Annotated in this window: 21 protein-coding genes; 13 read left to right on the top strand and 8 right to left on the bottom strand. The window is 60.7% G+C overall.

The window, feature by feature from the left end:
• Positions 1–6 precede the first annotated feature (6 nt).
• On the top strand, positions 7–288 hold the full coding sequence (locus tag AC1PUL_RS02375) for a YciI family protein (protein WP_480466449.1): 282 nt from the start codon (positions 7–9) through the stop codon (positions 286–288).
• Between the two features lie 4 nt (positions 289–292).
• Here AC1PUL_RS02375 and AC1PUL_RS02370 read toward each other — a convergent pair whose 3' ends face one another.
• Together AC1PUL_RS02370 and AC1PUL_RS02365 are read right to left on the bottom strand one after the other, a co-directional pair.
• Entirely contained in the window at positions 293–589 is a 297-nt protein-coding gene (locus AC1PUL_RS02370; RefSeq protein WP_480466448.1) for a type II toxin-antitoxin system RelE/ParE family toxin, read from the bottom strand.
• Between the two features lie 5 nt (positions 590–594).
• A complete protein-coding gene (locus AC1PUL_RS02365; protein WP_480466447.1) occupies positions 595–870 on the bottom strand; it encodes a CopG family ribbon-helix-helix protein in 276 nt (91 codons plus the stop codon).
• 97 nt (positions 871–967) lie between these two features.
• Between AC1PUL_RS02365 and AC1PUL_RS02360 the strand changes: the two genes are divergently transcribed.
• The 9 genes from AC1PUL_RS02360 to AC1PUL_RS02320 all read left to right on the top strand — a co-directional run bounded on the left by AC1PUL_RS02360 (position 968) and on the right by AC1PUL_RS02320 (position 11,916).
• A complete protein-coding gene (locus tag AC1PUL_RS02360) occupies positions 968–1,828 on the top strand; it encodes a heme-dependent oxidative N-demethylase family protein (protein WP_480466446.1) in 861 nt (286 codons plus the stop codon).
• Positions 1,829–1,964: 136 nt separating this feature from the next.
• Complete coding sequence (locus AC1PUL_RS02355) at positions 1,965–3,407, top strand: homospermidine synthase (protein ID WP_298467525.1); 1,443 nt, start codon at positions 1,965–1,967, stop codon at positions 3,405–3,407.
• 185 nt (positions 3,408–3,592) lie between these two features.
• Complete coding sequence (gene omp10, locus AC1PUL_RS02350; protein WP_480466445.1) at positions 3,593–3,955, top strand: outer membrane lipoprotein Omp10; 363 nt, start codon at positions 3,593–3,595, stop codon at positions 3,953–3,955.
• 200 nt (positions 3,956–4,155) lie between these two features.
• Positions 4,156–6,033, top strand: coding sequence for a 5'-nucleotidase C-terminal domain-containing protein (locus AC1PUL_RS02345; RefSeq protein ID WP_480466444.1), 1,878 nt, complete (start codon positions 4,156–4,158; stop codon positions 6,031–6,033).
• A gap of 121 nt (positions 6,034–6,154) precedes the next feature.
• A complete protein-coding gene (gene hemH / locus AC1PUL_RS02340) occupies positions 6,155–7,189 on the top strand; it encodes a ferrochelatase (protein WP_480466443.1) in 1,035 nt (344 codons plus the stop codon).
• Positions 7,190–7,607: 418 nt separating this feature from the next.
• Complete coding sequence (locus tag AC1PUL_RS02335; RefSeq protein WP_480466442.1) at positions 7,608–8,216, top strand: hypothetical protein; 609 nt, start codon at positions 7,608–7,610, stop codon at positions 8,214–8,216.
• An 83-nt stretch (positions 8,217–8,299) separates the two neighbouring features.
• The gene (locus AC1PUL_RS02330; RefSeq protein ID WP_480466441.1) at positions 8,300–10,267 is read left to right on the top strand and encodes a methyl-accepting chemotaxis protein; all 1,968 of its coding nucleotides are present in this window, start codon (positions 8,300–8,302) and stop codon (positions 10,265–10,267) included.
• Between the two features lie 183 nt (positions 10,268–10,450).
• Entirely contained in the window at positions 10,451–11,452 is a 1,002-nt protein-coding gene (locus AC1PUL_RS02325) for an SPFH domain-containing protein (protein ID WP_480466440.1), read from the top strand.
• 5 nt (positions 11,453–11,457) lie between these two features.
• Positions 11,458–11,916: an NfeD family protein gene (locus AC1PUL_RS02320; RefSeq protein WP_480466439.1), complete on the top strand. Its 459-nt coding sequence runs from the start codon at positions 11,458–11,460 to the stop codon at positions 11,914–11,916.
• An 8-nt stretch (positions 11,917–11,924) separates the two neighbouring features.
• Here the strand turns inward: AC1PUL_RS02320 and AC1PUL_RS02315 are convergent, their stop codons facing one another.
• Complete coding sequence (locus AC1PUL_RS02315) at positions 11,925–12,920, bottom strand: KpsF/GutQ family sugar-phosphate isomerase (protein ID WP_480466438.1); 996 nt, start codon at positions 12,918–12,920, stop codon at positions 11,925–11,927.
• 155 nt (positions 12,921–13,075) lie between these two features.
• Here AC1PUL_RS02315 and AC1PUL_RS02310 point away from each other — a divergent pair, with 155 nt between their 5' ends.
• Positions 13,076–14,611, top strand: coding sequence for an outer membrane beta-barrel protein (locus AC1PUL_RS02310; protein WP_480466437.1), 1,536 nt, complete (start codon positions 13,076–13,078; stop codon positions 14,609–14,611).
• A gap of 25 nt (positions 14,612–14,636) precedes the next feature.
• On the opposite strand, the gene galU is transcribed toward AC1PUL_RS02310, so the two are convergent.
• A complete protein-coding gene (galU, locus tag AC1PUL_RS02305) occupies positions 14,637–15,524 on the bottom strand; it encodes a UTP--glucose-1-phosphate uridylyltransferase GalU (RefSeq protein ID WP_480466436.1) in 888 nt (295 codons plus the stop codon).
• A 195-nt stretch (positions 15,525–15,719) separates the two neighbouring features.
• On the opposite strand from galU, the gene AC1PUL_RS02300 reads away from it, so the two are divergent.
• Positions 15,720–16,931: a lytic murein transglycosylase gene (locus AC1PUL_RS02300; protein ID WP_480466435.1), complete on the top strand. Its 1,212-nt coding sequence runs from the start codon at positions 15,720–15,722 to the stop codon at positions 16,929–16,931.
• 112 nt (positions 16,932–17,043) lie between these two features.
• Positions 17,044–18,264, top strand: coding sequence for an SGNH/GDSL hydrolase family protein (locus AC1PUL_RS02295; RefSeq protein ID WP_480466434.1), 1,221 nt, complete (start codon positions 17,044–17,046; stop codon positions 18,262–18,264).
• Between the two features lie 80 nt (positions 18,265–18,344).
• Here the strand turns inward: AC1PUL_RS02295 and AC1PUL_RS02290 are convergent, their stop codons facing one another.
• From AC1PUL_RS02290 to gltB, 4 genes are read right to left on the bottom strand one after another with little or no spacing between them, the layout of a single operon-like run.
• The gene (locus AC1PUL_RS02290) at positions 18,345–19,799 is read right to left on the bottom strand and encodes a glutamate synthase subunit beta (protein WP_480466433.1); all 1,455 of its coding nucleotides are present in this window, start codon (positions 19,797–19,799) and stop codon (positions 18,345–18,347) included.
• Between the two features lie 24 nt (positions 19,800–19,823).
• Positions 19,824–20,210 (bottom strand): PIN domain-containing protein, encoded by a 387-nt coding sequence (locus AC1PUL_RS02285; protein ID WP_480466432.1) that lies wholly within the window; start codon positions 20,208–20,210, stop codon positions 19,824–19,826.
• An 8-nt stretch (positions 20,211–20,218) separates the two neighbouring features.
• Complete coding sequence (locus tag AC1PUL_RS02280) at positions 20,219–20,491, bottom strand: antitoxin (protein WP_480466431.1); 273 nt, start codon at positions 20,489–20,491, stop codon at positions 20,219–20,221.
• 59 nt (positions 20,492–20,550) lie between these two features.
• Complete coding sequence (gene gltB / locus AC1PUL_RS02275; protein ID WP_480466430.1) at positions 20,551–25,269, bottom strand: glutamate synthase large subunit; 4,719 nt, start codon at positions 25,267–25,269, stop codon at positions 20,551–20,553.
• Positions 25,270–25,571: the final 302 nt, after the last annotated feature.

Below are 25,571 nucleotides of genomic sequence, written 5' to 3'. Positions count from 1 at the left end.
CTGCCCATGTTCATCCTCTCCCTCACCTATGTGAAACCGACCGAAGACGCCGACCGCGTCATGGCTCCGCATATGGACTGGGTGAATGCCGGCTATGACAACGGCATGTTTCTGGCCTCGGGCCGCAAGAACCCGCGCACCGGTGGCGTCATCCTGGCCAAGGGCGACCGGGCTGACATCGAGGCCTATGTCGCAGCCGATCCGTTCACGGTCGAGGGCGTGGCGGTGTACGACATAACGGAGGTGACGATAACCCGCACGGCTGTCGGACTGGAGGCGCTGAAGTGATGCCTCAGTCTTCATCCCCAAGGGTCCGCGGAACCGCGCGCCGTCCATCGAACGCTTCAAGTATCTCGATACGACTGGAGCCAAGCTTGTAGTAGACCACGTAGGGCGTTCCGGACACCACAAAACGCCTGGCATCCGGGAGCCTGGTACCGGTCCCGATCTCGGGATGCCTGGAAATGTTTTCGACGGCCATCAGGATATGACGGGCAATTTCACCAGCGGCAACGGGATGAAAACGGGCGATATACGAGCGGATGTGAACGAGATCCTGTCTGGCAGTGATTGACCAGACGACTTTCATGGCATTTATCGTGCGATATCGGGTTTCGGAGCTTGCTGCTCGTCTGATGTCCCCCAGCTCTCAAGCCAAGCTGTCATGGCCTCGTGGGAGATAAGCCCTTCGGCTCTGGCGGAAATCATACCCTCCTCGACGACGGACATTTCCATGTCGTGACGGTCGAGATAGGCGACAATCGCTTCTTCCATCAACTCGTTTTCATCGCGGCCGTTTTGTGCGGCAGTCGATCTCAAACGCGACATGGTTTCGGGTGAGATAGCAATCCGTGCAAGCTGTGCTGTCATTGGTACCTCCCGACTTCGCGCGCAGTCGGAAAAAGAAACGTCTTGCGATGATGATAGCAAGGCGGCAGGCTGCAGGCAAACACGGCTCACTTTCTCGATGGTTCCTCAATTTACCCATACCCCCTATGCCGGCCCGACGCGCCCTTTCACCATAGGCCTGTCGGCACTAGACCCAACCCGCTGGATCGAACCGGATGCCGACCGCGATTATTACCTGGCGGAAAAGAGCGCGCTGGCCGCGACGCGGCTTGACGAGGTCTACCGGGCGACCGGCGACAGCCTTCCCGCGCAGGAGGAATGTCTTGCAGCTCTCACCGGCTATCTCAACGCCCATCATCGGCAGCTCATGGCAAAGACAGGCCTGAGCGATGATGACCTGCCCCCGCTTCTGCGCGCCGGAATGCTGGTGCAGGACGACCTCGTGATCATGATGCGGCGCGAGGCGGGCTGGTTTATCGCCGCAGCGCACCTCTCCTTCCCCTCCTCCTGGGTGCTTGCGGAAAAGTTCGATCGCCCGATGGAGGAAGTCCACGAACATGTGCCGGGTTTCGAAGGCGGCACCCGAAACGCGGCGATGATCAATCGCATCTTCGACAATCTGGCCCCCGACCTGCCCGCCGAGCGCTTCAACTGGTCGATCAACTGGAAGGAGAAGCTCTTCCATCCGGAGACAGGTCGCAACGATACGGCTGAGCCAGACGAGGCCGTGGTGCGCGTCGAACGACAGACGCTGACGAAACTGCCCGTGACAGGCGCGATTGTCTTTACGATCCGCATCTATCTCGACCCGGTCACCCTGTTTGATCGCCACCCGGAGGGCCGGCGTCTGGCACATTCTCTCGCCAGTCAGCTCGAGGGGCTGACCGAGCCGCAACTGCGCTACAAGGGGCTCAACCGCCAACGCAAGCGCCTGGTTGACCGCCTGCGGCAAGATGTGGCGTCGGAAAATCACTGCTAGCCCATCTCTGGGCATAGGCCCCACCCTTTATTGTGTCAGAGTTTTGTGATCTAGAACCGCCAGTATCGCTCCGGCCGCATGAGACAGGCCGGAAACATGGCCCAGGCGAAACGACCGGGCCTCCAAGGAGACGGAAATGAGCGAAATGACCTACCCGGTTTATGGCGAGATCACCGGCCCGATCGTGATGATCGGTTTCGGCTCGATCGGCCGCGGCACCCTGCCGCTGATCGAACGCCACTTCAAGTTCGACAAGAGCCGGATGGTCGTCATCGATCCCCGCAATGACGAGGCCGAGCTGCTCGCCAAGCATGGCATCAAGCACATCCAGGCGCATGTCACGAAAGAGAACTACAAGAAGCTGCTGAAGCCGCTTCTGACCGAAGGCGAAGGCCAGGGCTTCTGCGTCAACCTTTCGGTTGATACCGGTTCGCTCGACCTGATGAAGCTCTGCCGCAAGCTCGACGTGCTCTACATCGACACCGTCGTTGAGCCCTGGCTCGGCTTCTACTTCGACAAGAACATGAAGAATTCCGAGCGCACCAACTATGCTTTGCGCGAGACCGTGCGCCAGGAAAAGGCCAAGAACCCGGGCGGCACCACGGCCGTCTCCACCTGCGGCGCAAACCCGGGCATGGTCTCCTGGTTCGTCAAGCAGGCGCTGGTCAACATCGCCCATGAAACCGGCGTCAAGTTCGACGAGCCGGACCAGAACGATCGCGACGGCTGGGCCAAGCTGATGAAGAAGGTCGGCGTCAAGGGCGTGCATATCGCCGAGCGCGATACCCAGCGCACCAAGAACCCGAAGCCGCTTAACGTCTTCTGGAACACCTGGTCCGTCGAGGGCTTCCTGTCGGAAGGCATGCAGCCGGCCGAACTCGGCTGGGGCACCCATGAAAACTGGATGCCGAAAAACGCCAAGAAGCACAAGAAGGGCTGCAAGGCCGCGATCTATCTGGAGCAGCCGGGCGCCAACACCCGCGTACGCACCTGGTGCCCGACGCCGGGTCCGCAGTATGGCTTCCTCGTCACCCACAACGAGTCGATCTCGATTGCGGACTACTTCACCGTCGAGAAGGATGGCGAAGTCGTCTACCGCCCGACCTGCCATTATGCCTATCACCCAGCCAATGATGCCGTGCTCTCGCTGCACGAGATGTTCGGCAATGGCGGCACGCCGCAGCCGGTCCTGCATGTTCTGAACGAGGACGAACTGGTCGATGGCGTCGATGAACTCGGCGTACTGCTCTACGGCCACGAGAAGAACGCCTACTGGTATGGCTCGCGCCTGTCGCTGGAAGAAACCCGCCGCATCGCGCCCTATCAGAACGCGACCGGCCTGCAGGTGACCTCGGCGGTTCTCGCCGGCATGGTCTGGGCGCTCGAAAATCCGAAGGCCGGCATCGTCGAGGCCGACGAGATGGACTACAAGCGCTGCCTCGAAGTGCAGTCGCCCTATCTCGGCCCGGTCGAAGGCCACTACACCGACTGGACCCCGCTCGACGGTCGCCCGGGCCTCTTCCCGGAAGACCTCGACGAAAAGGATCCGTGGCAGTTCCGGAACATCCTGGTCCGCTGACCGGTTTTACGCATGAACAGGGCCCGTCGCTTGCGGCGGGCCTTCTTGCATCGCGAGCAAGATCGGGATAACCCCGGCAATACAAGGCTCTCGCCTTGCTTTGGCCAAGCCTTCGCGGCATGTTCTCGGTGATAACACAGACGGTGGACGGCGTTGCCGGGCCGCTGAATTGGTGGGAGACAAGAATGAAAATCAAATCCCTGGTCGCAGTCGCTGCAGCGAGCCTCGCGCTTTCATCCTGCTATTCCAGCCCGCCGCGCCAGCTGCCGGTCGTTCAGCAAGGGCCATCGATCGAAGGGGCCTGGGTCGATCCCAATGGCATCAGCTCGACCTTCCAGGGCGGAACCTTTACCACCCGCACCACGGACACCAATCAGATCCTCGCCTCCGGCACCTACATGCTGGTCAATGATCGTCTCGTCGAGATCAACATGACATCGCTGGTGCGCAACACCCAGCAGAAGGTCAATTGCGCGCTGGTCACGCCCACCCAGCTGAACTGCACCACCGATACCGGTGCCCAGTTCTCGCTCGCGCGCCGGGCCTGAGACCGTCCAGTATCGTATTATCGGAAGCGGCCCCAGTGGCCGCTTCTTTCGTTTCAGGTGTCGCGAACCTGCGGATCGACAGCGATTTCTGCTTGCCCTCCCCCGGTCGAGATGAAAACATCCGGCATCCGAATTCTGGCGTGTGACTGTCATCATCGCGTGCCAGACTGCTAGCGATGTATTGCAACAGGAGAGATGAGATGTTCAGACATTTGAAGATTGGCTTGTTCAGCGCCTCGGTGCTGGCCCTGACGGCTGGAACGGCTTTCGCCGATTTCGAGCTCAATATCCTGCACATCAACGACATGCATTCGCGCATTGAGGCAATCAACAAGTCCGACTCCACCTGCTCGGCGGATGACGCAGCCAAGAACGAGTGCTTCGGCGGCATCGCCCGTGTGAAGGCCGCCATCGACGCCCGCCGCGCCGAACTCACCGGCAAGAATGTCCTGACGCTCGACGCCGGTGACCAGTTCCAGGGCTCGCTCTTCTACACCACTTACAAGAGCGCCCCGATTGCCGAATTCATGAACGGCATCGGCTTCGACGCCATGGCGATCGGCAACCACGAATTCGACGACGGCCCGGAAGAGCTGGCCAAGTTCATCGACGCGCTGGAGTTCCCGATGATCTCCGGCAACACGCTGGCCGGTCTGAACTCCCCCGTGGCCGATAAATTCAAGCCGTATATCGTCAAAGACTTCGGCGGCGAAAAGGTCGCGGTTGTGTCCGTCCTGGCCACCGATACGGATGAAACCTCCTCCCCCGGCGACAGCATCCTGTTTGCTGATGAAATCGGCTACCTCAAGGAGGCAGTGAAGGAAATCGAGGGCCAGGGCATCGACAAGATCGTGCTGCTCTCGCATGTCGGTTACCCGAAGGACCAGGAAATCGCCGCAGCCGTCGACGGCATCGACGTGATCGTCGGCGGTCACAGCCATACGCTGCTTTCCAACACCGATGAAAATGCGGCAGGCCCCTACCCGACCATGGTGAAGAGCCCGTCCGGCAAGGACGTCCCGATCGTCCAGGCCTATTCCTATTCCAAATATCTCGGTGACCTCACGGTCGTCTTCGACGATGCCGGCGTCGTTAAGAGCGCAACCGGCGAACCGAAGCTGCTCGACGCCTCGGTCACGCCGGACGCTGGTTTTGTCGCCAAGGTTGCCGAGCTCGCCGGCCCGATCGAAGAACTGAAGCTGAAGGAAATCGGCGCGACAGCCGAAGCGATCGAGGGCTCGCGTGATGTCTGCCGCGCCATGGAATGCTCCATGGGCAACCTCGTGGCCGACGCCATGATCGACCGTCTCAGCGATCAGGGCATCACCATCGCCATTCAGAACGGTGGCGGCCTGCGCGCTTCGATCGATGCCGGCACGGTGACGATGGGTGAAGTCCTGACCGTCCTGCCCTTCCAGAACACGCTCGCCTCATTCCAGCTGAAGGGCTCGGATATCGTGGCAGCGCTTGAAAACGGCGTGAGCCAGGTCGAGGAAGGCGCTGGTCGCTTCCCGCAGGTTTCGGGTCTGAAATACACGGCAGACCTGAACAAGCCGGCCGGCAGCCGCATCACCTCGGTCGAGGTGAAGGAAGGCGATGCCTTCGTCGCCATCGATCCGAACAAGGTCTATGGCGTGGCAACCAACAACTACATGCGCTCCGGCGGTGACGGCTACAAGGTCTTCGCAACCGGCGGCCAGAACGCCTACGACTTCGGTCCGGGGCTTGAAAGTGTTGTTGCCGACTACATCGCCAAGAACAGCCCATACAAGCCCTACACGGATGGCCGTATCACGGTGATCGCGGCAGCGGCCCCAGCATCCGCCGAGGCAACCGCCGAGACACCGGCCGCCGCGCCGGCTGCTGAAACGGCAGCCGCACCGGCAACAACGCCGACCGAGACGGCAGCTGCGGCCGCCGCCACGGTGTATAAGGTCATCGCTGGCGACAGCCTTTGGAAGATCGCAGAAGCCACTTATGGCGACGGCATGCTTTGGAGCAAGATCGCCGAGGCCAATGCTCTGCGCAATCCGAACATCATCTCGATCGGCCGCGAATTGCAGCTTCCGGCGAAGTAAGACCGTTTGACGCATGACAAAAGCCGGTCCGGGCTTCCCCGGGCCGGCTTTTGCTCTTATCAGATGATCTCAACTGGCCTTCGTCACGTAACGGTCGAGTTCTCAGCTCCAGGATTTCAAGATGAATGCACTTCCCGCCCATTGGCCCTCCGACCACCCGCCCGTCAATTTCGGCAAGGTCGGCGTGCTGCTCGTCAATCTCGGAACCCCTGACGGCACGGACTACAAGTCCATGCGCCGCTATCTCGAGGAGTTCCTGACGGACAAGCGCGTCATCGAGTGGTCACGGTGGTTTTGGTACCCGATCCTCTACGGCATCGTTCTCAACCGCCGTCCGCAGAAGGTCGGCAAGGCCTATGAGGAGATCTGGAATAAAGATCTCGATGAGAGCTATCTGCGAACCTACACGCGCAGCCAGGGCGAAAAGCTCGCCTTGGCCCTCAAGGATCTTCCGAACGTGCATGTCGATTGGGCCATGCGCTACGGTCAGCCGGCCATTCAGGCCAAGATGAACGAGATGCAGAAGGCCGGCTGCGAGCGCATCCTCGTCTATCCGCTCTATCCGCAATACGCGGCGGCCACGACGGCCACCGTCAATGACGAGGCCTTCAAGGCGCTTCTGAAGATGCGCTGGCAGCCAGCGTTGCGCACGGTTCCGCAATATGCCGATGATCCGGTCTATATCGAGGCGCTCGCCAACTCGATCAACAAGCACCTCGCGACGCTCGACTGGGAGCCGGAACTGGTGATCACCTCCTACCATGGGATCCCCAAGTCCTACTTCATGAAGGGCGATCCCTATCACTGCCAGTGTTACAAGACGACGCGTTTGCTGCGTGAGCACCTTGGCTGGGAAAAGGAAAAGCTGATGGTCACCTTCCAGTCCCGTTTTGGGCCGGAGGAATGGCTTCAGCCCTACACCGACAAGACCGTCGAGAAGCTCGCGCAGGAAGGTGTCAAGCGCATCGCCATCATGAACCCCGGCTTCGTCTCCGACTGCCTGGAGACGCTCGAGGAAATCGCCGGTGAGGCAGGCGAAGACTTCCTTCACAATGGCGGCGAGAAATTCACGCATATTCCCTGCCTCAATGACAGCGAAGACGGCATGCGCGTGATCGAGAATGTCGTTCGCCGCGAATTGCAGGGCTGGGTCTGACACACCTCTCAGCCCAAAAAAGGTCTCACACCCACGGCCGCCGCGAGGCGGTCGTTTTCGTTTCAAGCCGTAACCTCTTTCCAGTGACTTAACTGACCTCGGCAACCTGCCTCATTCTGGTACGCTCACGCCGTTGCAACCGAGACGTTTCCAAAGAAATTTTCACGCTCCCCCGGATGGTCAGCCGACCAAAGGCAAACCTGTGTTTTGCATTGTGAATTCATCGCTTTATGACGATATTTCGTGCAACTCCAATCCCGCCGAGAGCAACCCAAAGGTGCCAGAAGCTCCCGTTAGCATGAGCGAGCAAAGAGCCTAAATAATTGGATTTAAATATAATTTTAGAGGAGCGATTTCTTATATTAACGCTCCGTTTAATAATGATCCCTAGAATTAGGGGCATTGAAGGAGAACTGACATGTATCGTTACAGATTGACCCTTGCATCGGCCTTCTTGGCGATGGCCCTTGCCCCGGCCCATGCCGAAACACCGCAGCCCGACGTCAACAAACTGATCTCGCCCGCCCTCGTGGAAGAGATGCGCCAGTTCATTGGCGCGGAGATCGTGCAAGTTTCCGTCGAGGCGCAGAACAATCGCCTGAACACCATGACCCAGGCGCAGATCGACGAGCTTGATAACCAGTGGAAGGCCGAACGCGAAGCCGCGGACAAGCCGCTGATCGCCGCCACCCTGTCCAATCCGCTCTCGGTCTATCTTGCCCGCATCCAGGGCAAATCGCTGGGTCTCTATGCCGAGATCTTCGTGATGGACCAGAACGGCCTCAATGTCGGCCAAAGCTCCGTCACGAGCGACTTCTGGCAGGGTGATGAAGACAAGTTCCAGAAGACCTTTGCCGTCTCTGAAGACGCCATGTTCGTCGATGCACCCGAATGGGATGACGAGGCCAAGATCTGGCGCAACCAGGTCAGCTTCACAATCGTCGATGCGTCCAAGAAGAAAATCGGCGCTGTGACCGTTGAGCTGAACCTCACCGAACTTGAAAGACGTTTGCTGGCCGCGTCCTGATCGACCTAGCAACGGGCGCATGAATGCGCCCGTTTTCCCACCCATGTAGATTCTCCCTCTCTGATTGAGACTGGACCAGCATCATGCTTAAGAACCTATCCGTAAGCGCAAAGGGCTTTATCGCTTTCGGTATATTGGCTGCCATCGCCATTGCGGCGTCGACTTTCATCTACAACCGCGCGATCGTCGCGCGCGATCAGGTCATCGAAACGGCAACGGTCAACCAAGTGGTCACCGCCGTCGAAGAATTCGGCTCCGACCTTTCGCTGGCCAACCTTCAGCTGAAAACCTTCCTGTTGACCGGCAACCGTGACTACGCGGCCGCCTCTCAGGAACTCGTTGGCGAAATGACCAATGACAAGGCGGCCCTGGAAAAGCTGTTCTCGGAAGCCGCCCCCTCTGAATTGCCGAGGCTGCGGGAGGCTTTTGCTTCTCTCGACACCTGGAAAGCCAACTTCGTAGACCGTCAGATCCTTTTGATGCGCGATCCGGTCACGGTAGAGCTCGCGCGTGCCATCGAAGTCACCGGCGAAGGTGAGGCGCTCGCAAAGGCGTTTCAGGACAAGCTGGGTGAAGTCAAGACGGCCATGACTGCCCGTGCTGCGACAGCAACCGAGAACCAGAGCCTGGCTCTTGCGCAGGTGGAAAACGTCAGTCTGATCGCCTCGATCGTCGTGGCGGCAGCCGCGATCCTTCTCGGCTTCCTGAACTTCCAACTCGTCTCCCGTCCGCTTGGCAGACTTGCCGATGCTACGACACGGCTTGCCAATGGCGACCTCGACATCGCGATTGACCAGGGCGGCAAGGACGAGATCGGCAAGATGGCAGCTGCGATGCAGATCTTCCGCGAGGCGGCCATTGCCAACAAGCGTCTCGAAGCCGAAGCCGAAGGCAACCGCCAGCGCGCAGAAGCCGAACGCATTGCGACCCAGCAGCGTGCCGAAGCGGACGCCGCGGAACGTCTGCGCATCGCAACCTCGGGCCTTGCGACGGGCCTGAAGCGCCTCGCAGCCGGCGACCTCGCCTTCCAGATCAACGAAGCCTTCGCACCTGATTTCGAAGCTCTGCGCCACGATTTCAACCAGTCGGTTCGCCAGCTCAACCAGACCATGGCCTCGATCACCAACAGCGTCGCGACCATGGAAACCGGCACCCGCGAGATCGCCTCGGGCACCGATCATCTGTCGAAGCGCACCGAACAGCAGGCCGCCGCTCTCGAACAGACGGCAGCAGCTGTCGAGGAGATCACCGCCAACGTGGTCAATTCGACGAAACGCACCGAAGAGGCTCGCTCGGTAGCCGCGCAGGCCAACACCTCCGCGACACAGTCTTCGGATGTGGTGGCCAAGGCCGAGGACGCCATGCGCCGTATCGAGGGGTCTTCGCAGCAGATCTCGAACATCATCGGCGTCATCGATGAAATCGCCTTCCAGACCAACCTTCTGGCACTGAATGCCGGTGTTGAAGCAGCACGTGCCGGTGAAGCCGGCAAGGGCTTCGCCGTCGTCGCTCAGGAAGTCCGCGAACTCGCCCAGCGGTCTGCAAATGCCGCGAAGGAGATCAAGGCACTCATCCAGAACTCCTCGACGGAAGTCGCGGGTGGCGTGGATCTGGTCCGCAAGACCGGCGAGGCCCTGCGCACCATCGGTGGCTTCATCACCGAGATGAACACGCATATGGATGCGATCGCCATCTCGGCGAAGGAACAGGCAACCGGCCTTTCGGAAGTCAACCACGCCGTCAACGCGATGGACCAGACGACCCAGCAGAACGCAGCCATGGTCGAGGAATCGAACGCCGCCTCCGCAGCGCTCGCATCCGAAGCGGCAAAGCTGCGCGATCTGATCTCGCACTTCACCATCGAAGGCGTACAGCAGGCCCAGGCTTCTGCTCTGCGCGAGACAGCGCGCTCCATGGCACAGCCTTCGAGCCAGGCAACCCGCGCTCCGGCCCAGGCGACCCGAGCACCGGCGCCGGCACGTCCGGCAGCCCCTGCCCCGCGTAGCCACGGCAACGCGGCCGTTGCCCAGGACAACTGGGAAGAGTTCTGAGACCGGCCTTAGCCGAGTGCAGATCTGGAGGGCGGCGGGGGAGACCCCGGCCGCCCTTCATCTTTGTGGAGAGCGCAGACCAACCGCCAGTCTGTGACCACGATAGCTTGCATTTCCTCTTGCACCTCACGATGTTAGTTCGCGGATGCGCAGTGTCCCATCGCGCCCGAGCTGGAGGAATTCATGCCCATTACTGGTCCAGATATCGTTGTCATTGCGCTCGTGGTCCTGGTCATCCTGGTCCTTTTCGCCGGCATCAAGACGGTTCCCCAAGGCTATCGCTACACGATTGAGCGTTTTGGACGCTACACCCGAACGCTGGAACCCGGTCTCAACCTGATCATCCCGTTCTTCGAGCGCATCGGCGCAAAGATGAATGTGAAGGAGCAGGTGCTCGACGTGCCCACCCAGGAGGTTATCACCAAGGACAACGCCTCCGTCTCTGCGGATGCCGTCGCCTTCTTCCAGGTTCTCAACGCCGCCGAGGCCGCCTACCAGGTCTCCGACCTTGAAAATGCCATCCTCAACCTGACAATGACCAATATCCGGTCGGTCATGGGATCGATGGACCTCGACGAACTCCTCTCGAACCGCGAGGTGATCAACGATCGCCTTTTGCGTGTCGTCGACGAGGCTGTTCGCCCCTGGGGCATCAAGGTCACCCGCGTCGAGATCAAGGATATCCAGCCGCCGGTCGATCTGGTTGATGCCATGGGCCGCCAGATGAAGGCCGAGCGCGAAAAGCGCGCCCAGGTGCTGGAAGCCGAGGGTCTGCGCAATGCCCAGATCCTCAAGGCAGAAGGCGCCAAGCAGGCGGCCATCCTGCAGGCGGAAGGCCAGCGCGAAGCCGCCTATCGCGAGGCCGAAGCCCGCGAACGCCTGGCCGAAGCCGAAGCCAAGGCGACGCGACTGGTGTCCGAGGCGATTGCCGCCGGTGACGTGAACGCCATCAACTACTTCGTGGCGCAGAAATATACGGAAGCCATGGCCGCGATCGGGACCTCCAGTAACTCCAAGGTGGTCCTGATGCCGATGGAAGCGACATCCCTGATCGGCTCGCTTGGTGGTATCGGCGCGATCGCCCGTGAGGTATTCGGCGAAGAGAAACGCCCCGCCCCGCCGCGTCCGGCAGCCACGCCGCGCACGACGCCGCCGATTTCTTCATTCAACCCGAACGGTGAGTGACGGTCATGCTGGAACGCATCATCGCCGAACTCGGACCCTGGAGCTGGTGGGTGCTGGGCATGCTGTTGCTGGCGGCTGAACTCATCATGCCCGGCGTATTTCTCGTCTGGATCGGTCTTGGAGCCATCTTGACCGGGTCGCTGTCGCTGCTCCTTTGGGATGCCGGATTCTGGACCTGGCAGGTGCAGTCGCTGGTTTTCGCCGCGAGCGCCGCCGTCTTCACGCTGATCGGTCGCCGCTTTTTCTCCAGTCTTGAGGCCGAAACCGACGAACCGCTCTTGAACCAGCGGGGCGCAAGCCTTGTCGGACGGACAGCCGTACTGGCAGAGCCCATCCGCGAAGGTCGTGGCCGCATTCGGCTCGATGATACCTTCTGGGTGGTGAGCGGACCCGATCTTCCGATCGGAGCCCGTGTGCGCGTTGCATCAAGCAACGGGCGCGACCTGACGGTTGAAGAGGCTTAGAGCCGTTCTCAGGCGACTCCGATCCTGAGCAGATCATGGAAGTGGATGAGGCCGATCGGCGTGTTCTCATCATCGACCACGATCAGCGCGCCGATACCATGTTTGTTGATCATCGCTGCAGCGGTCGTTGCAAGCGCATCGCCTTTGATGACCTTCGGATTGCGGGTCATCACATCATCGACCGCGAGCACCGAGAGATCCCGCGCCAGATTGCGGGCCATGTCCCCTTCAGTGACGATGCCACAGAGCTTTCCGGCTTCATCGACAATGCCGACGCAGCCGAAGCGCTTGTGCGAAAGCGTCTTCACCGCCTCGGGCATTGGAGTGCCGAGTTTCGCTAGGGGCATACGATCACCCGTATGCATGATGTCACGCACATGGGTCAGGCTCGCTCCGAGCTTGCCGCCCGGATGGAAGGTACGGAAGTCCGATGGCGAAAACCCGCGCGCTTCAAGCAGTGCAACGGCAATCGCATCGCCGATGGCAAGCTGCAGCACGGCAGACGTCGTCGGCGCGAGACCATGCGGGCAGGCTTCCTGGATCTTCGGCATCAGCAGAACCACATCAGCATTGCGCGCTAACGTGGAATTCTCGCCTGCGGTGATTGCGATCAACGGGATCGAGAATCGACGGGAAAAGGCGAGTATGCCCTGCAGTTCTGCCGTCTCACCGCCCCACGAAATCGCCAGGATCGCGTCGTCCTGCGCAATCATGCCGAGATCACCATGATTGGCTTCGGCCGGATGGACAAAGAACGCGGGCGTGCCGGTAGAGGCAAAGGTCGCGGCGATCTTGGAACCGATATGCCCGCTTTTGCCGACACCGGTGACGATCACCCGACCACCAATGTCTCCGATCGTCTTCACGGCATGGCAGAACGGCGCCGCGAGAGGCCCAGCCAGAGCCTCCTCGAGAACACGGAGCCCTTCCCGCTCGGTCGAGATGACCCGAAGAGCGGATTCGGTCGCACTGGCTTCAACGAGATTGACTGCGCGCTTGATCATGCCGTCCCATACTGCGTTTGATGGCTGCTGTAAATTCTCGTCCGCTAGTGACGGCAGGTCAGATGGTAGCAGACCAAGCAATCTTGCGCGCGAAACCAAACATTAACCATCAGGCTTTACGTTTGGGTAAGCATTAGAGGTTGCCGGGCGCAAGCATGAATTCAATCGAAAATCGGGAGATGCGCGGCACAGACCGCCTTGGCCTGCGTGCCTTCGCAGGCGTATTGGCCCTGTCGGTCCTTGCTCATCCGTCACTGCTCGCCGCGCAACAGGCCCGCCCGACGGGACAAACTTCGGCAGAGACTGCGGCAAGTCCGACATCGGTGACCGGCATCGGCCCGGAAGGCATCGCAACCCGGACGGCGGAATTGCCCACGGCTGCGCAGAGCATTCCCACCGACCCGACCACAACGGCGACAGTCAATCCGAACAGCGTCACCCTCGCCCCCATGGGCGAACCGGATGCCATGCCGCTGGACGAAGACTTTGGCCGCCAGAACATGCGCGAGACACGGCTCGACGATGCAACGGCCGCCCGCATTCGTCGCGACGCCCTGGAAGCAGAAGACGGCACGGGCATCCGGCTCGGCAGCCTCGTGCTTCGCCCATCAATCAGCCAGAAGCTGGGGACCGAACGGCAGAAGACAGGCGATGTAAAAGCCAACCGAACCTTTTCGGAAACCGGGCTGAAGGGAACATTGACCTCCGACTGGTCGCGACATGAGCTGAATGTCGGCGCCGAAGGGGCCTGGCAGGAAACACTCTCCGGAACAGATAGCGACAAGCCCCGCGCCAATATCGATGCGCGCCTACGCCTCGATCTCGCCGATGACACCATCGCCACACTTTCGGGCTCCTACAATTTCAGCCGCGAGGACAGCGACGATCCCAACGCCGTCTCTGGCGCCAAGGTCCAATCCGGCGTCAACCAGTTTGGCGGCGGCCTGTCGATCGAGCGCGACTTCGGCGTGATCCGCGGTTCAATCGCGGGCGACATCGCGCGCTTTCAGTATTCGGATGCCACACTTTCCAATGGCACCATCCTGGACCGCACCGACCGCGATCGGAACCGATACAGTCTGAGCGCACGTCTCGGCTACGAGCTGTCGCCGGCGCTCACACCTTTCATCGAAGGAACGATCGGACGGATCGACTATGATGAGAAAGTAGATTCGTCCGGCTATCGCCGATCAGCCGATCTTTATGGCGTGAAGGCAGGTGTCGCGGTGGATCTCGGGGAAAAGCTGCGCGGCGAAATCGCCGTCGGCCACGAGCAGCAGAAATTCGAGGACGGCCGTCTGGCGGAATTGTCGGCCCTGACGGTCGACGGAAACATCTTCTGGTCGCCTCGGGACGGCACCCGCATCGACCTTGGGCTCGACACCAGCATCGATCCTTCGACCACTGCGGGCGTCAACGGCGCCACGATCCATCGTCTGACCGCCACACTCTCCCGCGACCTGCGCACCAATCTCGTGGCGCGCCTGACCGGCGGCACGACGTTCACGAACTACGATGGAGCGGCAAGCGCCAGCGACACGACCGCCTACAATGCCGGCGCGGGCCTGACCTGGAAAATCAACCGTTACCTCGATGCGACAGCTGATCTGAACTACGAGCGCACAAACGCCGATACTGGCAGCGACAGCAGCACGGTGACGGCCCTTGTCGGGCTGACCGCCAAGCGTTGAAGCCGGCGGTCAGCGATTTTTATCGTCACTTCAGCGCGGCAAGCAGCGCCTTCAACTGATCCTCGATCGCCGGGCGAATGTCGGCGCGTTCGATCGCGAAGGCCACGTTTGCGAGGATGAAGCCATCCTTGGCGCCACAGTCGAAGGTCTGACCCTTGAAGTGGTAGGCGGCAAAGTCCTGGTTCTGGGCGAGCTTCAGCATCCCGTCCGTCAGCTGGATCTCATTGCCTGCACCGCGCTCCTGGGTCGACAGGATTTCAAAGATTTCAGGCTGCAGAATGTAGCGACCGTTGATGAAAAAGTTCGAAGGGGCCGTACCCTTGGCCGGCTTTTCGACCATCTGCGTAATCTTGAAGCCGCCTTCCAGCGCATCACCGACGCCGACGATCCCATATTTGTGGGCCTGCTCGGGCGCACATTCCTCGACCGCAACGATATTGCCACCGGTCTTTTCATAAAGTTCGACCATGCCCTTGAGGCAGGCCTGTTCTCCGCGCATAATCATGTCGGGAAGAAGCAGGGCGAACGGCTCGTGGCCGACGATGTCCCGGGCGCACCAGACCGCATGACCGAGACCGAGCGGCTCCTGCTGACGTGTGAAGCTGGTCTGGCCGGCCGTCGGCTGGAGCTGATCAAGAAGTGACAACTCAGCGTTCTTGTTGCGTGCCTTCAGTGTTTGTTCGAGTTCGAACTGAATGTCGAAATAATCCTCGATGACGGCCTTGCCGCGGCCGGTGACGAAGACGAAATGCTCGATGCCGGCCTCAATGGCCTCATCAACGACATACTGAATGACCGGCTTGTCGACGACGGTCAGCATTTCCTTCGGAACTGCCTTTGTCGCCGGCAGAAAGCGGGTGCCGAGACCGGCAACAGGGAATACGGCCTTGCGGAGCTTCTTAGTCTGAACCACTCATTCCTCCTCGAGGATTCTAATCGATTTACGCCATCATAACGCGGTCACGGCCAGTAACATACAATTGCTTCAAAATGGCAAAGACTAACTGCGGTCGGACAACGTGGTAAAGGGTTTGTTGACTGAACAGCATTAACCTGTGGTGAACAGCCTTGTTCCGGCTGCAAACTTGAGAATGCACGGGAGATGCCCATGAAAAGACACCGCCCCAGCCTGCTCGGCGCCATTGCCCTGACGCTGTCGACAGCGCTCATTCCGCTGGACGCCTTTGCGGACGCCGGTTTCCAGAAGTGGATTCGGGACTTCTACCCGACGGCGGCCAAGGCCGGCATCACCGAAGAGACCTATCGCCAGGCCTTCAAGGGCGTGACGGAGCCCGATCAGTTCGTCCTGGAAAAGGCGGCCTTCCAGCCGGAATTCAAGCACGAGATCTGGGACTATCTCGACAGCCGCGTGAACCCCTACACGGTGAAGATCGGCCAGGAAATGCTGGCCAAGCACGGCCGGCTGCTGACCGCGCTGGAAAACCATTTCGGCGTGGACAAGCATGTGCTGCTCGCCATCTGGTCGATGGAATCGAATTATGGTGCCGCCCTTGAGCGGCCGGACCGCCTTCATAACGTGCCGCGTTCGCTGGCCACGCTTGCTTATGCTGACAGGAAACGCGCCAAATACGCCCGCAGTCAGCTGATCGCGGCTCTGAAGATGCTGCAAAACGGCGACGTCACGAACAAGAACTTGATGGGTTCCTGGGCCGGGGCCATGGGTCATACCCAGTTCATTCCGACGAGCTACCTGCTTTACGGCATCGATGCCGATGGCAATGGCGACAAGGACATCTGGCATTCCATCCCCGATGCGCTGGCGACCGCCGCCAACCTGCTCGCCAAGAACGACTGGCAGACCGGTCGCACCTGGGGCTATGAAATCGTCGTGCCGAAGGGTGGCCACAAATACACCGGCCAGACAAAGACGGTCGCCCAGTGGCAGGCGCTCGGCTTTGCCCGGCCATCCGGCAAGGGGTTCCGCAACGGCAATGAGCGGGCCGAACTGAAGATGCTCGGAGGGCGGAACGGACCGGGCTTTCTGATGACCAAAAACTTCTTTGTCATCAAACGCTACAATGCTGCCGACAGCTATGCGCTTGGCGTCGGTCTGCTCGCGGAGGAGATCGCCGGTTATGGCGGCATGCAGCAGCGCTGGCCGCGGCCCGACGGTTCGCTCGACATCAAGGAAAAGTTCGAGCTTCAGACACGCCTTCAGGCGCTCGGCTACTACGACGGCAAGATCGACGGCAATTTCGGCTCCGGCTCGCGTGCGGCGATCACCGCAATCCAGCAGCGGCTCGGCATGTCCGTGGACGGGCAGCCGTCGCGTGTCCTCCTCGACGCATTGCGCAACTGAGCCGCAGGCTTCGGCAGCCCCGCCTGTTGACTAACCAATCGCCGCGATCCACAAAAAGGGGATCGCGGCGAAGACGTTTCTGGACTATCGCCCTGCGGCCATGGAGTGTGACTTGAAGAGCCCGCGCGCAGCATTCGCCCGCCTCATGACGCTCGGTCTGGCGCTGACAATCGTCGCGACCAGCTTTGTTGCCACGTCCGCAGAAGCCCAGCAGCCTGAACGCCGCCGCACTCTGCTCGACATGTTGTTCGGTGAACGGCAACCGGCCTATGTTCCGCCGCAGAACGCCCAGCGCCCGCGGGATGGCAAGGTGCGGAAGAAGAACAACCGCAGCGTCACGACCATCAACACAAGGGAACCATCCGCCCGCGCGACCGCAGCAGCTCAGCCGCAGCCGAAGCTCGAAAATGCCAAGAAGGTTCTCGTGGTCGGCGACTTCGTTGCCGGCGCACTCGGCGACGGGCTTGAGAGTGCGTTCGAAGACGCACCCGGCGTGGTCGTCGAGACGAGATCGAACGGCTCTTCAGGCCTCGTACGCGATGACTTCTACGATTGGCCAACGGAACTTCCTATCCTGGTGAGCGAAGTGAAGCCGAGCGTTCTGGTCATCCAGATCGGTGCGAACGATCGGCAGCAGCTCGTCACATCGTCGGGCCGCCTGGATTTTCGGACAGATGACTGGTTCTCCGCCTATGGTGACCGCGTCGCAAGACTGGTGAGCATCGCGGCAGAAACGCGCGTGCCCGTCATCTGGGTCGGGCTTCCGGCCTTCCGACCGCAGAACATGACGGCGGACGCGCTGCGCCTCAACACCATCTATCGTTCCAGCATTGAGAAAGTGAACGGCGAATTCGTCGATGTCTGGGAGGGCTTTGTCGATCAGGAAGGCCGCTTTATCGTCACAGGCTCCGACATCAACGGTCAGCCGGTCCGCCTGCGCGGCAATGACGGCATCGGCTTCACCGGCCCGGGCAAGCGCAAGCTCGCCTTCTATGTCGAGAAATCCGTGCGCCGCTATCTCGGCGATATGACGAGCCCCGACCTCGTCCGCCTCGACGCAAGCAACCTGCCCGCCCTTGTCAGCCTGCCTCCGTCGGAAAACAAGGCGATCGTCACGACACCGCCGATCGACCTTTTCGATCCGGAACTTGATGGCGCCGACGAATTGCTCGGCGGCGCATCCCCGCCCCCATCCAGCGTCCCCACGCCGCGCGACCAGCTGGTCCAGAACGGCCGCCTGCCTGATCCGCCGGTCGGCCGAGTGGACTATGTGAAGCACACGGTTGAGCCTCAATCCACCACGGCTGCCACACCGACAACGGCGACACCCTGATTCTAACGAGACACTGATAAGAAGAAAGGGGCCACTCAAGAGCGGCCCCTTCTCTATCCTTTATGTTGTTTTGTCCGCCTTCACCGCGGCAGCACGCTCTCGCCCATCAGGGCTTCGTCGATGGCGCGGGCGGCCTGACGTCCTTCGCGGATCGCCCAGACAACCAGTGACTGACCGCGACGGGCGTCGCCGGCCACCCAGAGCTTGTCGATCGACGAACGATAGTCCTTGTCATTCGCAACCACATTGGTCGAGCCACGGCGGTCGGTATTGAGCTCGAGCTTGCCGTCGAGCTCCTTCAGCACGCTGTCGGTGAACGGGCCGGAGAAGCCGATGGCGATGAAGGCGAGATCGGCCTTGATGATGAACTCGGTGCCGGCGATCGGCTTGCGGCGCTCGTCCACCTGGCAGCACTTCACGCCGGTCAGCACGCCGTCTTCGCCGACGAATTCCAGTGTTGCGACCTGGAACTCGCGAACAGCGCCTTCGGCCTGTGAAGACGAGGTGCGCATCTTGGTTGCCCAGAAGGGCCAGACGGCGAGCTTGTCTTCGGTCTGCGGCGGCTGCGGGCGGATATCGAGCTGGGTGACCTTGACGGCGCCCTGGCGGAAGGCCGTGCCGACGCAGTCAGATGCCGTATCACCACCACCGACGACGACGACATGCTTGCCGCCAGCCAGGATCGGATCGGCCGGCCAGCCGGCGCTGTCGATGTTTTCGCGACCGACGCGGCGGTTCTGCTGCACGAGATAGGGCATGGCATCATGCACGCCATGGAACTCGACGCCGGGAATGCCGGCTTCGCGCGGGGTTTCCGAACCGCCGCAATAGAGCACGGCATCATAATCCGCACGCAGCTTCTCGACGGTGACGTCGACGCCGACATTGACGCCGCAATGGAAGGTGACGTTTTCGCCCTTCATCTGCTCGACGCGGCGATCGATGAAGTTCTTCTCCATCTTGAAGTCGGGAATACCGTAGCGCAGCAACCCGCCGGGCTTGGATTCACGCTCATAGACATGCACTTCATGACCGGCACGACCGAGCTGCTGGGCTGCGGCGAGACCCGACGGACCGGAGCCGATGATCGCGACCTTCTTGCCGGTATGGATCGTTGCCGGCTGCGGCACGATAAAGCCGAGCTCATAGGCCTTGTCGGCAATCGCCTGCTCGACGGTCTTGATCGCGACCGGCGTGTCTTCGAGGTTCAGCGTGCAGGCTTCCTCGCACGGTGCCGGGCAGACGCGACCGGTGAATTCCGGGAAGTTGTTCGTCGAGTGGAGGTTGCGGATCGCCTCCTCCCACTTGTTGTTATAGACGAGGTCGTTCCAGTCCGGGATCTGGTTATGCACCGGACAGCCGGTCGGACCATGGCAATAGGGAATGCCACAATCCATGCAGCGCGCCGCCTGCTTGGTGACCTCGGCATCCGACATGGGGATGGTGAATTCGCGGAAATGGCGGATGCGGTCGGAGGCCGGCTGATACTTCGCCACCTGCCGGTCGATTTCCATGAAACCTGTAACCTTGCCCATGTCTACTTCCCTCAATCTCCGCCGCTATCGCAGCCAGTTCTCGATCTTCAGTCCCGGAACCCGGGAAAACTCGGTTTCATTATTCGTCACGAGCACGACGTCCAGCGCCACTGCATGTGCCGCGATCCAAAGGTCGTTTGGACCGATATTCTTTCCTTGTCTCAGCGCGAGCCGGATCTCGACATAACGCTGATCAGTCGGTAGCTGCAGAGGCGCCACATACAGGCGCCGCGTCACCGCTGACACCTTCTGCGACAGCTCTTCCGAGCCGTTCTTCTTAACGCCGTACCAGATCTCACCGTGGGTGATGATGCTGATGAAAGCGTTCTCTTCCCCAACATCGAGCAGTCGCTCGAGAACCTTGCCGCGTGGGTCCCTCACGATCGCCGAAACGATGTTGGTATCGAGCATGTACCGCATCAGATCTCGACCTCATTGAGCGGAGCCAGCTCCTCGTCATTTTCGACGAAGTCCTCTCCACTCCAGGCTTCCGCCTGTTTGAGATATTCGATCAGTCCGGCAGTCACTGCCGTGCGCATCAGGATCGATCCATCCGGTTGGCGCACCATCACGGCGCGATCACCTTCCAGATCGAATTCCTTCGGGATACGCACAGCCCGGCTTCGACCATTCTTGAAGATGGCGACTGCAACCTCGCCACCTTCCCCCGTGTCCTTCACATGCTCGTTCATGACAGGCCTCATTCTTGCGATATGCCAACAGCATATCACAACATATGAAGCTGTAGAACTTATTCCGCAGCCACGCCCATTCGCATGCGTTCCATCTCCTCAAGCGCACGGCGGTATTCCACCGGCATGACCTTGCGGAACTTCGGACGATACTCGGCCCAGCTGTCGAGGATCTGCTTGGCACGGTTCGAGCCCGTGTAGTGCAGATGGTTCGAGATCAGCTGGTAGAGGCGCTCCTCGTCGTGGCGGGTCATGTCGCCCGATACGTCGACAAGGCCCTTGTGCATGAGGTCGCCGCCGTGATGGTGCAGCTTCTCCAGCATGTCGTCCTCTTCCGGAACCGGCTCGAGTTCGACCATGGCCATGTTGCAGCGCTTGGCGAAATCGCCGCTCTCGTCGAGCACATAGGCAACACCGCCCGACATGCCGGCTGCGAAGTTGCGGCCCGTTTCGCCGAGCACGACGACCACGCCGCCCGTCATGTATTCGCAGCCATGGTCACCCACGCCCTCGACGACGGCAATGGCACCCGAGTTGCGAACAGCAAAACGCTCGCCCGCCACGCCACGGAAATAGCATTCGCCGGAGATCGCGCCGTAGAGCACGGTGTTGCCGACGATGATCGACTGCTCGGCAACGATCTTGGCGTTTTCCGGCGGGCGCACGATGATGCGGCCACCCGACAGGCCCTTGCCGACATAGTCGTTGCCGTCGCCCACGAGATCGAAGGTGATGCCACGCGCGAGGAACGCGCCGAAGGACTGACCAGCAGTGCCGTTCAGCGTGACATGGATCGTATCATCCTTCAGGCCCTTGTGGCCGTAGCGCTTGGCGACTTCGCCCGACAGCATGGCGCCAGCCGAACGGTCGACGTTCTTGATGTCGACGTCGAAGACGACGGGCTGCTTGCTTTCGAGCGACGGCATGGCCTTCTCGATCAGCTTGCGATCGAGAATGTCATCGATCGGGTGCTTCTGGCGCTCGGTCCAATAGGTCGCCTCCTTCGGAGCCTCCACCTTGTGGAAGATCTTCGAGAAGTCGAGACCCTTGGCCTTCCAGTGGGCGAGCATCTCGTCCTTTTCGAGCAATTCGGAAGCACCGATGATCTCATCGAGCTCGCGAACACCAAGCGAGGCGAGGATTTCGCGCACTTCTTCGGCCACGAAGAAGAAGTAGTTGATGACATGCTCGGGCGTACCCTTGAAGCGCTTGCGCAGCACCGGATCCTGGGTGGCAACGCCAACCGGGCAGGTGTTGAGATGGCACTTGCGCATCATGATGCAGCCGGCCGCAATCAGCGGAGCCGTGGCAAAGCCGAATTCGTCGGCACCCAGCAGCGCGCCGATGATCACGTCACGGCCGGTCTTCAGACCACCATCGACCTGCAGAGCGATGCGCGAGCGCAGGCCGTTCAGCACCAGCGTCTGCTGTGTTTCAGCAAGACCGATTTCCCAAGGAGAACCGGCATGCTTCAGCGAGGTGAGCGGCGACGCACCCGTGCCACCGTCGAAGCCGGCAACCGTGATATGGTCTGCGCGTGCCTTGGCCACACCGGCGGCAACCGTGCCGACGCCGACTTCCGAGACGAGCTTGACCGAGATGTCGGCCACCGGGTTGACGTTCTTCAGGTCGTAGATCAGCTGCGCCAGATCTTCGATCGAATAGATGTCGTGGTGCGGCGGCGGCGAGATCAGGCCGACACCCGGCGTCGAGTGACGGGTCTTGGCAACCGTCGCATCGACCTTGTGGCCGGGCAGCTGACCGCCTTCGCCGGGCTTGGCACCCTGCGCGACCTTGATCTGCAAGACGTCGGCATTCACCAGATATTCGGTGGTGACACCGAAGCGACCGGAGGCGATCTGCTTGATCGCCGAACGTTCCGGGTTCATCGAGCCATCCGGCAGCGGCAGGTAACGGTCGCTCTCTTCGCCACCCTCGCCGGTGTTCGACTTACCGCCGATCCGGTTCATGGCAATCGCCAGCGTCGTATGCGCCTCGCGGCTGATGGAGCCGAAGGACATGGCGCCGGTCGAGAAACGCTTGACGATATCGACCGCCGGCTCGACCTCGTCGACCGAGATGGGCTTGCGACCGAGCGCGTCCGCCGACTTGATCTTGAACAGGCCACGGATGGTGTTCATCCTGAGATTGCTCTCGTTCACCATCTCGGCGAATTCGCGGTAACGATCCTGGCTGTTGCCGCGCACGGCATGCTGCAGCGAGGCGATCGAATCAGGGCTCCAGGCGTGGTTTTCGCCGCGCATGCGGTAGGCATATTCGCCGCCGATATCGAGCGTGCTGGCAAGCACCGGATCCTTGCCGAAGGCCGACATGTGGCGCGCGACGGTTTCCTCGGCGATTTCCGTAAGGCCGATGCCTTCGATGGTGGTCGCCGTACCGAAGAAGTACTTGTCGACCAGTTCGGACGAGAGGCCGATCGCGTCGAAGATCTGCGCGCCGCAATAGGACTGGTAGGTCGAGATGCCCATCTTGGACATGACCTTGAGGATGCCCTTACCGACAGCCTTGATGTAGCGGTAGACGACTTCGTCTTCCGACACTTCCTTCGGGAATTCGCCATGCTTGTGCATGTCGAGCAGCGTGTCGAAGGCGAGATAGGGGTTGATGGCCTCGGCACCGAAGCCCGCGAGACAGCAGAAGTGATGCACTTCGCGCGGCTCGCCGGATTCAACGACGAGACCGACCGAGGTGCGCAGACCCTTGCGGATCAGGTGATGGTGCACGGCAGCGGTCGCAAGCAGCGCCGGGATCGCGATACGATCGGGGCCGATCTGGCGGTCAGAGAGGACGATGATGTTGTAGCCGCCGCGAACAGCCGCTTCCGCACGCTCGCAGAGGCGATCGAGCATTTCCGGCATGCCTTCGGCGCCACGCTCCACGTCATAGGTGAAGTCGAGCGTCTTGGTGTCGAACCGGTCTTCCATGTGACCGATGGAGCGGATCTTTTCGAGATCCCCATTGGTCAGGATCGGCTGGCGCACTTCCATGCGCTTGGCGTTCGCCATGCCTTCATGATCGAGGATGTTCGGACGCGGCCCGATAAAGGACACCAGGCTCATGACGAGCTCTTCGCGGATCGGGTCGATCGGCGGGTTGGTGACCTGGGCGAAGTTCTGCTTGAAATAGGTGTAAAGCAGCTTCGACTTTTCCGACATCGCCGAGATCGGTGTATCGGTGCCCATGGAGCCGATCGCTTCCTGGCCCGTCGTCGCCATCGGCGACATCAGGAGCTTGGTGTCTTCGGTCGTGTAGCCAAAGGCCTGCTGGCGATCGAGCAGCGATACGTCGCGGCGCAGCGCCCGTGGCTCGACAGGCTTCAGGTCTTCGAGGATCAGCTGGGTGCGATCCAGCCAGTCGCGATAGGGATGGCTCTGAGCAAGCTTCGACTTCACTTCCTCGTCGGAAATGATGCGGCCTTCCTGCATGTCGATCAGCAGCATCTTGCCCGGCTGCAGGCGCCACTTCTTGACGATCTTCTCTTCCGGAACCGGCAGCGTGCCAGCCTCGGAGGCGAGGATCACACGATCGTCGTCGGTGACGAGGTAGCGCGCCGGACGCAGGCCGTTGCGGTCGAGCGTGGCACCAATCTGGCGACCATCGGTAAAGCAGACGGCAGCCGGACCGTCCCACGGCTCCATCAGGGCAGCATGATATTCGTAGAAGGCCTTCCGCTCCGGCGTCATCAGCTGGTTGCCGGCCCAGGCTTCCGGGATCAGCATCATCACCGCATGCGCCAGCGAGTAGCCACCCTGAACGAGGAACTCCAGCGCGTTGTCGAAGCAGGCGGTGTCCGACTGACCTTCATAGGAGATCGGCCAGAGCTTGGAGATGTCGTCGCCGAAGAGCGGCGAGGAGACGGACGCCTGACGCGCAGCCATCCAGTTGACGTTGCCACGCAGCGTGTTGATTTCGCCGTTATGGGCAACCATGCGGTAAGGATGCGCCAACTTCCAGGACGGGAAGGTATTGGTCGAGAAACGCTGGTGTACGAGGGCAACGGCCGACTCGAAGCGCGGATCAGCGAGATCCTTGTAGTAGGCGCCGACCTGATAGGCGAGGAACATGCCCTTGTAGACGATCGTCGAGGACGACAGGGACACCGGATAGAAGCCGGTTTCCTGACCGCCATACTGATCATAGATGCGGTTCGAGATCACCTTGCGCAGCAGGAACAGGCGACGCTCAAAAGCCTGCTGGGTCGCGGCATCGCGACCGGCGCCGATGAAGACCTGGATCTGGCGCGGCTCGGTCGCGGCAATCTCGGGCGCCTTGGACAGCGACGAGTTGTCGACCGGCACGTCACGATAGCCGATCAGATGCTGGCCTTCGGACTGACAGACTTCAGCGATGACCTGCTTGAAATGCGCGATCTGCTCTTCGTCCTGCGGAAAGAAGAAGTGACCGACGGCATATTCGCCCGCCTTCGGAAGCGTAATCCCCTGGGCCGCCATTTCCTCGCGGAAGAAGCGATCGGGGATCTGGACCAGAATACCGGCGCCATCACCCATCAGCGGATCGGCACCGACAGCACCGCGGTGCGTCAGGTTCTCCAGGATGAACAGGCCGTCCTTGACGATCTGGTGCGACTTCTGACCCTTCATGTGGGCGATGAAGCCGACGCCGCAGGCGTCATGTTCGTTGCGGGGATCATAAAGACCCTGTTTCGGAGGCAGACCGGCGCGCGACGTCGCCACATCGGCGACCTTCTCCGCACTGGCGGACCGGATGATCTCTTCGGATGACGGAACCTTCGTCATGACCTTTACCTCCGTTTGAGCCGGACTGACCGGACTGTTTGGACCCGCTTCCGGCGCCGATGGGCGCCAGCGACAGTCCCGCCACCCCTATACGGATCGCTTGACCATCCCATGACGCCCGAAAACTTGTCGCCTTCGAAACTGGAATTAGGTCAACTAATCTGACCTAATTTCTGCTGTTCCTATGACAGAAAGTAAACGATCATGCAAGCGTTGCACCAGAAAATTAACGGAGCAAAGGACGCGAAATTACGACGATCAAGGCATCGGAGAAATTTAATTACGTCACGCCATTCTTTTGT

The organism is Rhizobium sp. P43 (assembly GCF_056730705.1).
This window is presented reverse-complemented; position numbering and strand designations above follow the sequence as displayed.

Bases quoted from the DNA above. Each gene is read 5' to 3' on its own strand.
- AC1PUL_RS02375 (WP_480466449.1), top strand. From the start codon at position 7: ATGTTCATCCTCTCCCTCACCTATGTGAAACCGACCGAAGACGCCGAC.
- AC1PUL_RS02370 (WP_480466448.1), bottom strand. From the start codon at position 589: ATGAAAGTCGTCTGGTCAATCACTGCCAGACAGGATCTCGTTCACATC.
- AC1PUL_RS02365 (WP_480466447.1), bottom strand. From the start codon at position 870: ATGACAGCACAGCTTGCACGGATTGCTATCTCACCCGAAACCATGTCG.
- AC1PUL_RS02360 (WP_480466446.1), top strand. From the start codon at position 968: ATGGTTCCTCAATTTACCCATACCCCCTATGCCGGCCCGACGCGCCCT.
- AC1PUL_RS02355 (WP_298467525.1), top strand. From the start codon at position 1,965: ATGAGCGAAATGACCTACCCGGTTTATGGCGAGATCACCGGCCCGATC.
- omp10 (WP_480466445.1), top strand. From the start codon at position 3,593: ATGAAAATCAAATCCCTGGTCGCAGTCGCTGCAGCGAGCCTCGCGCTT.
- AC1PUL_RS02345 (WP_480466444.1), top strand. From the start codon at position 4,156: ATGTTCAGACATTTGAAGATTGGCTTGTTCAGCGCCTCGGTGCTGGCC.
- hemH (WP_480466443.1), top strand. From the start codon at position 6,155: ATGAATGCACTTCCCGCCCATTGGCCCTCCGACCACCCGCCCGTCAAT.
- AC1PUL_RS02335 (WP_480466442.1), top strand. From the start codon at position 7,608: ATGTATCGTTACAGATTGACCCTTGCATCGGCCTTCTTGGCGATGGCC.
- AC1PUL_RS02330 (WP_480466441.1), top strand. From the start codon at position 8,300: ATGCTTAAGAACCTATCCGTAAGCGCAAAGGGCTTTATCGCTTTCGGT.
- AC1PUL_RS02325 (WP_480466440.1), top strand. From the start codon at position 10,451: ATGCCCATTACTGGTCCAGATATCGTTGTCATTGCGCTCGTGGTCCTG.
- AC1PUL_RS02320 (WP_480466439.1), top strand. From the start codon at position 11,458: ATGCTGGAACGCATCATCGCCGAACTCGGACCCTGGAGCTGGTGGGTG.
- AC1PUL_RS02315 (WP_480466438.1), bottom strand. From the start codon at position 12,920: ATGATCAAGCGCGCAGTCAATCTCGTTGAAGCCAGTGCGACCGAATCC.
- AC1PUL_RS02310 (WP_480466437.1), top strand. From the start codon at position 13,076: ATGAATTCAATCGAAAATCGGGAGATGCGCGGCACAGACCGCCTTGGC.
- AC1PUL_RS02300 (WP_480466435.1), top strand. From the start codon at position 15,720: ATGAAAAGACACCGCCCCAGCCTGCTCGGCGCCATTGCCCTGACGCTG.
- AC1PUL_RS02290 (WP_480466433.1), bottom strand. From the start codon at position 19,799: ATGGGCAAGGTTACAGGTTTCATGGAAATCGACCGGCAGGTGGCGAAG.
- AC1PUL_RS02285 (WP_480466432.1), bottom strand. From the start codon at position 20,210: ATGCTCGATACCAACATCGTTTCGGCGATCGTGAGGGACCCACGCGGC.
- AC1PUL_RS02280 (WP_480466431.1), bottom strand. From the start codon at position 20,491: ATGAACGAGCATGTGAAGGACACGGGGGAAGGTGGCGAGGTTGCAGTC.
- gltB (WP_480466430.1), bottom strand. From the start codon at position 25,269: ATGACGAAGGTTCCGTCATCCGAAGAGATCATCCGGTCCGCCAGTGCG.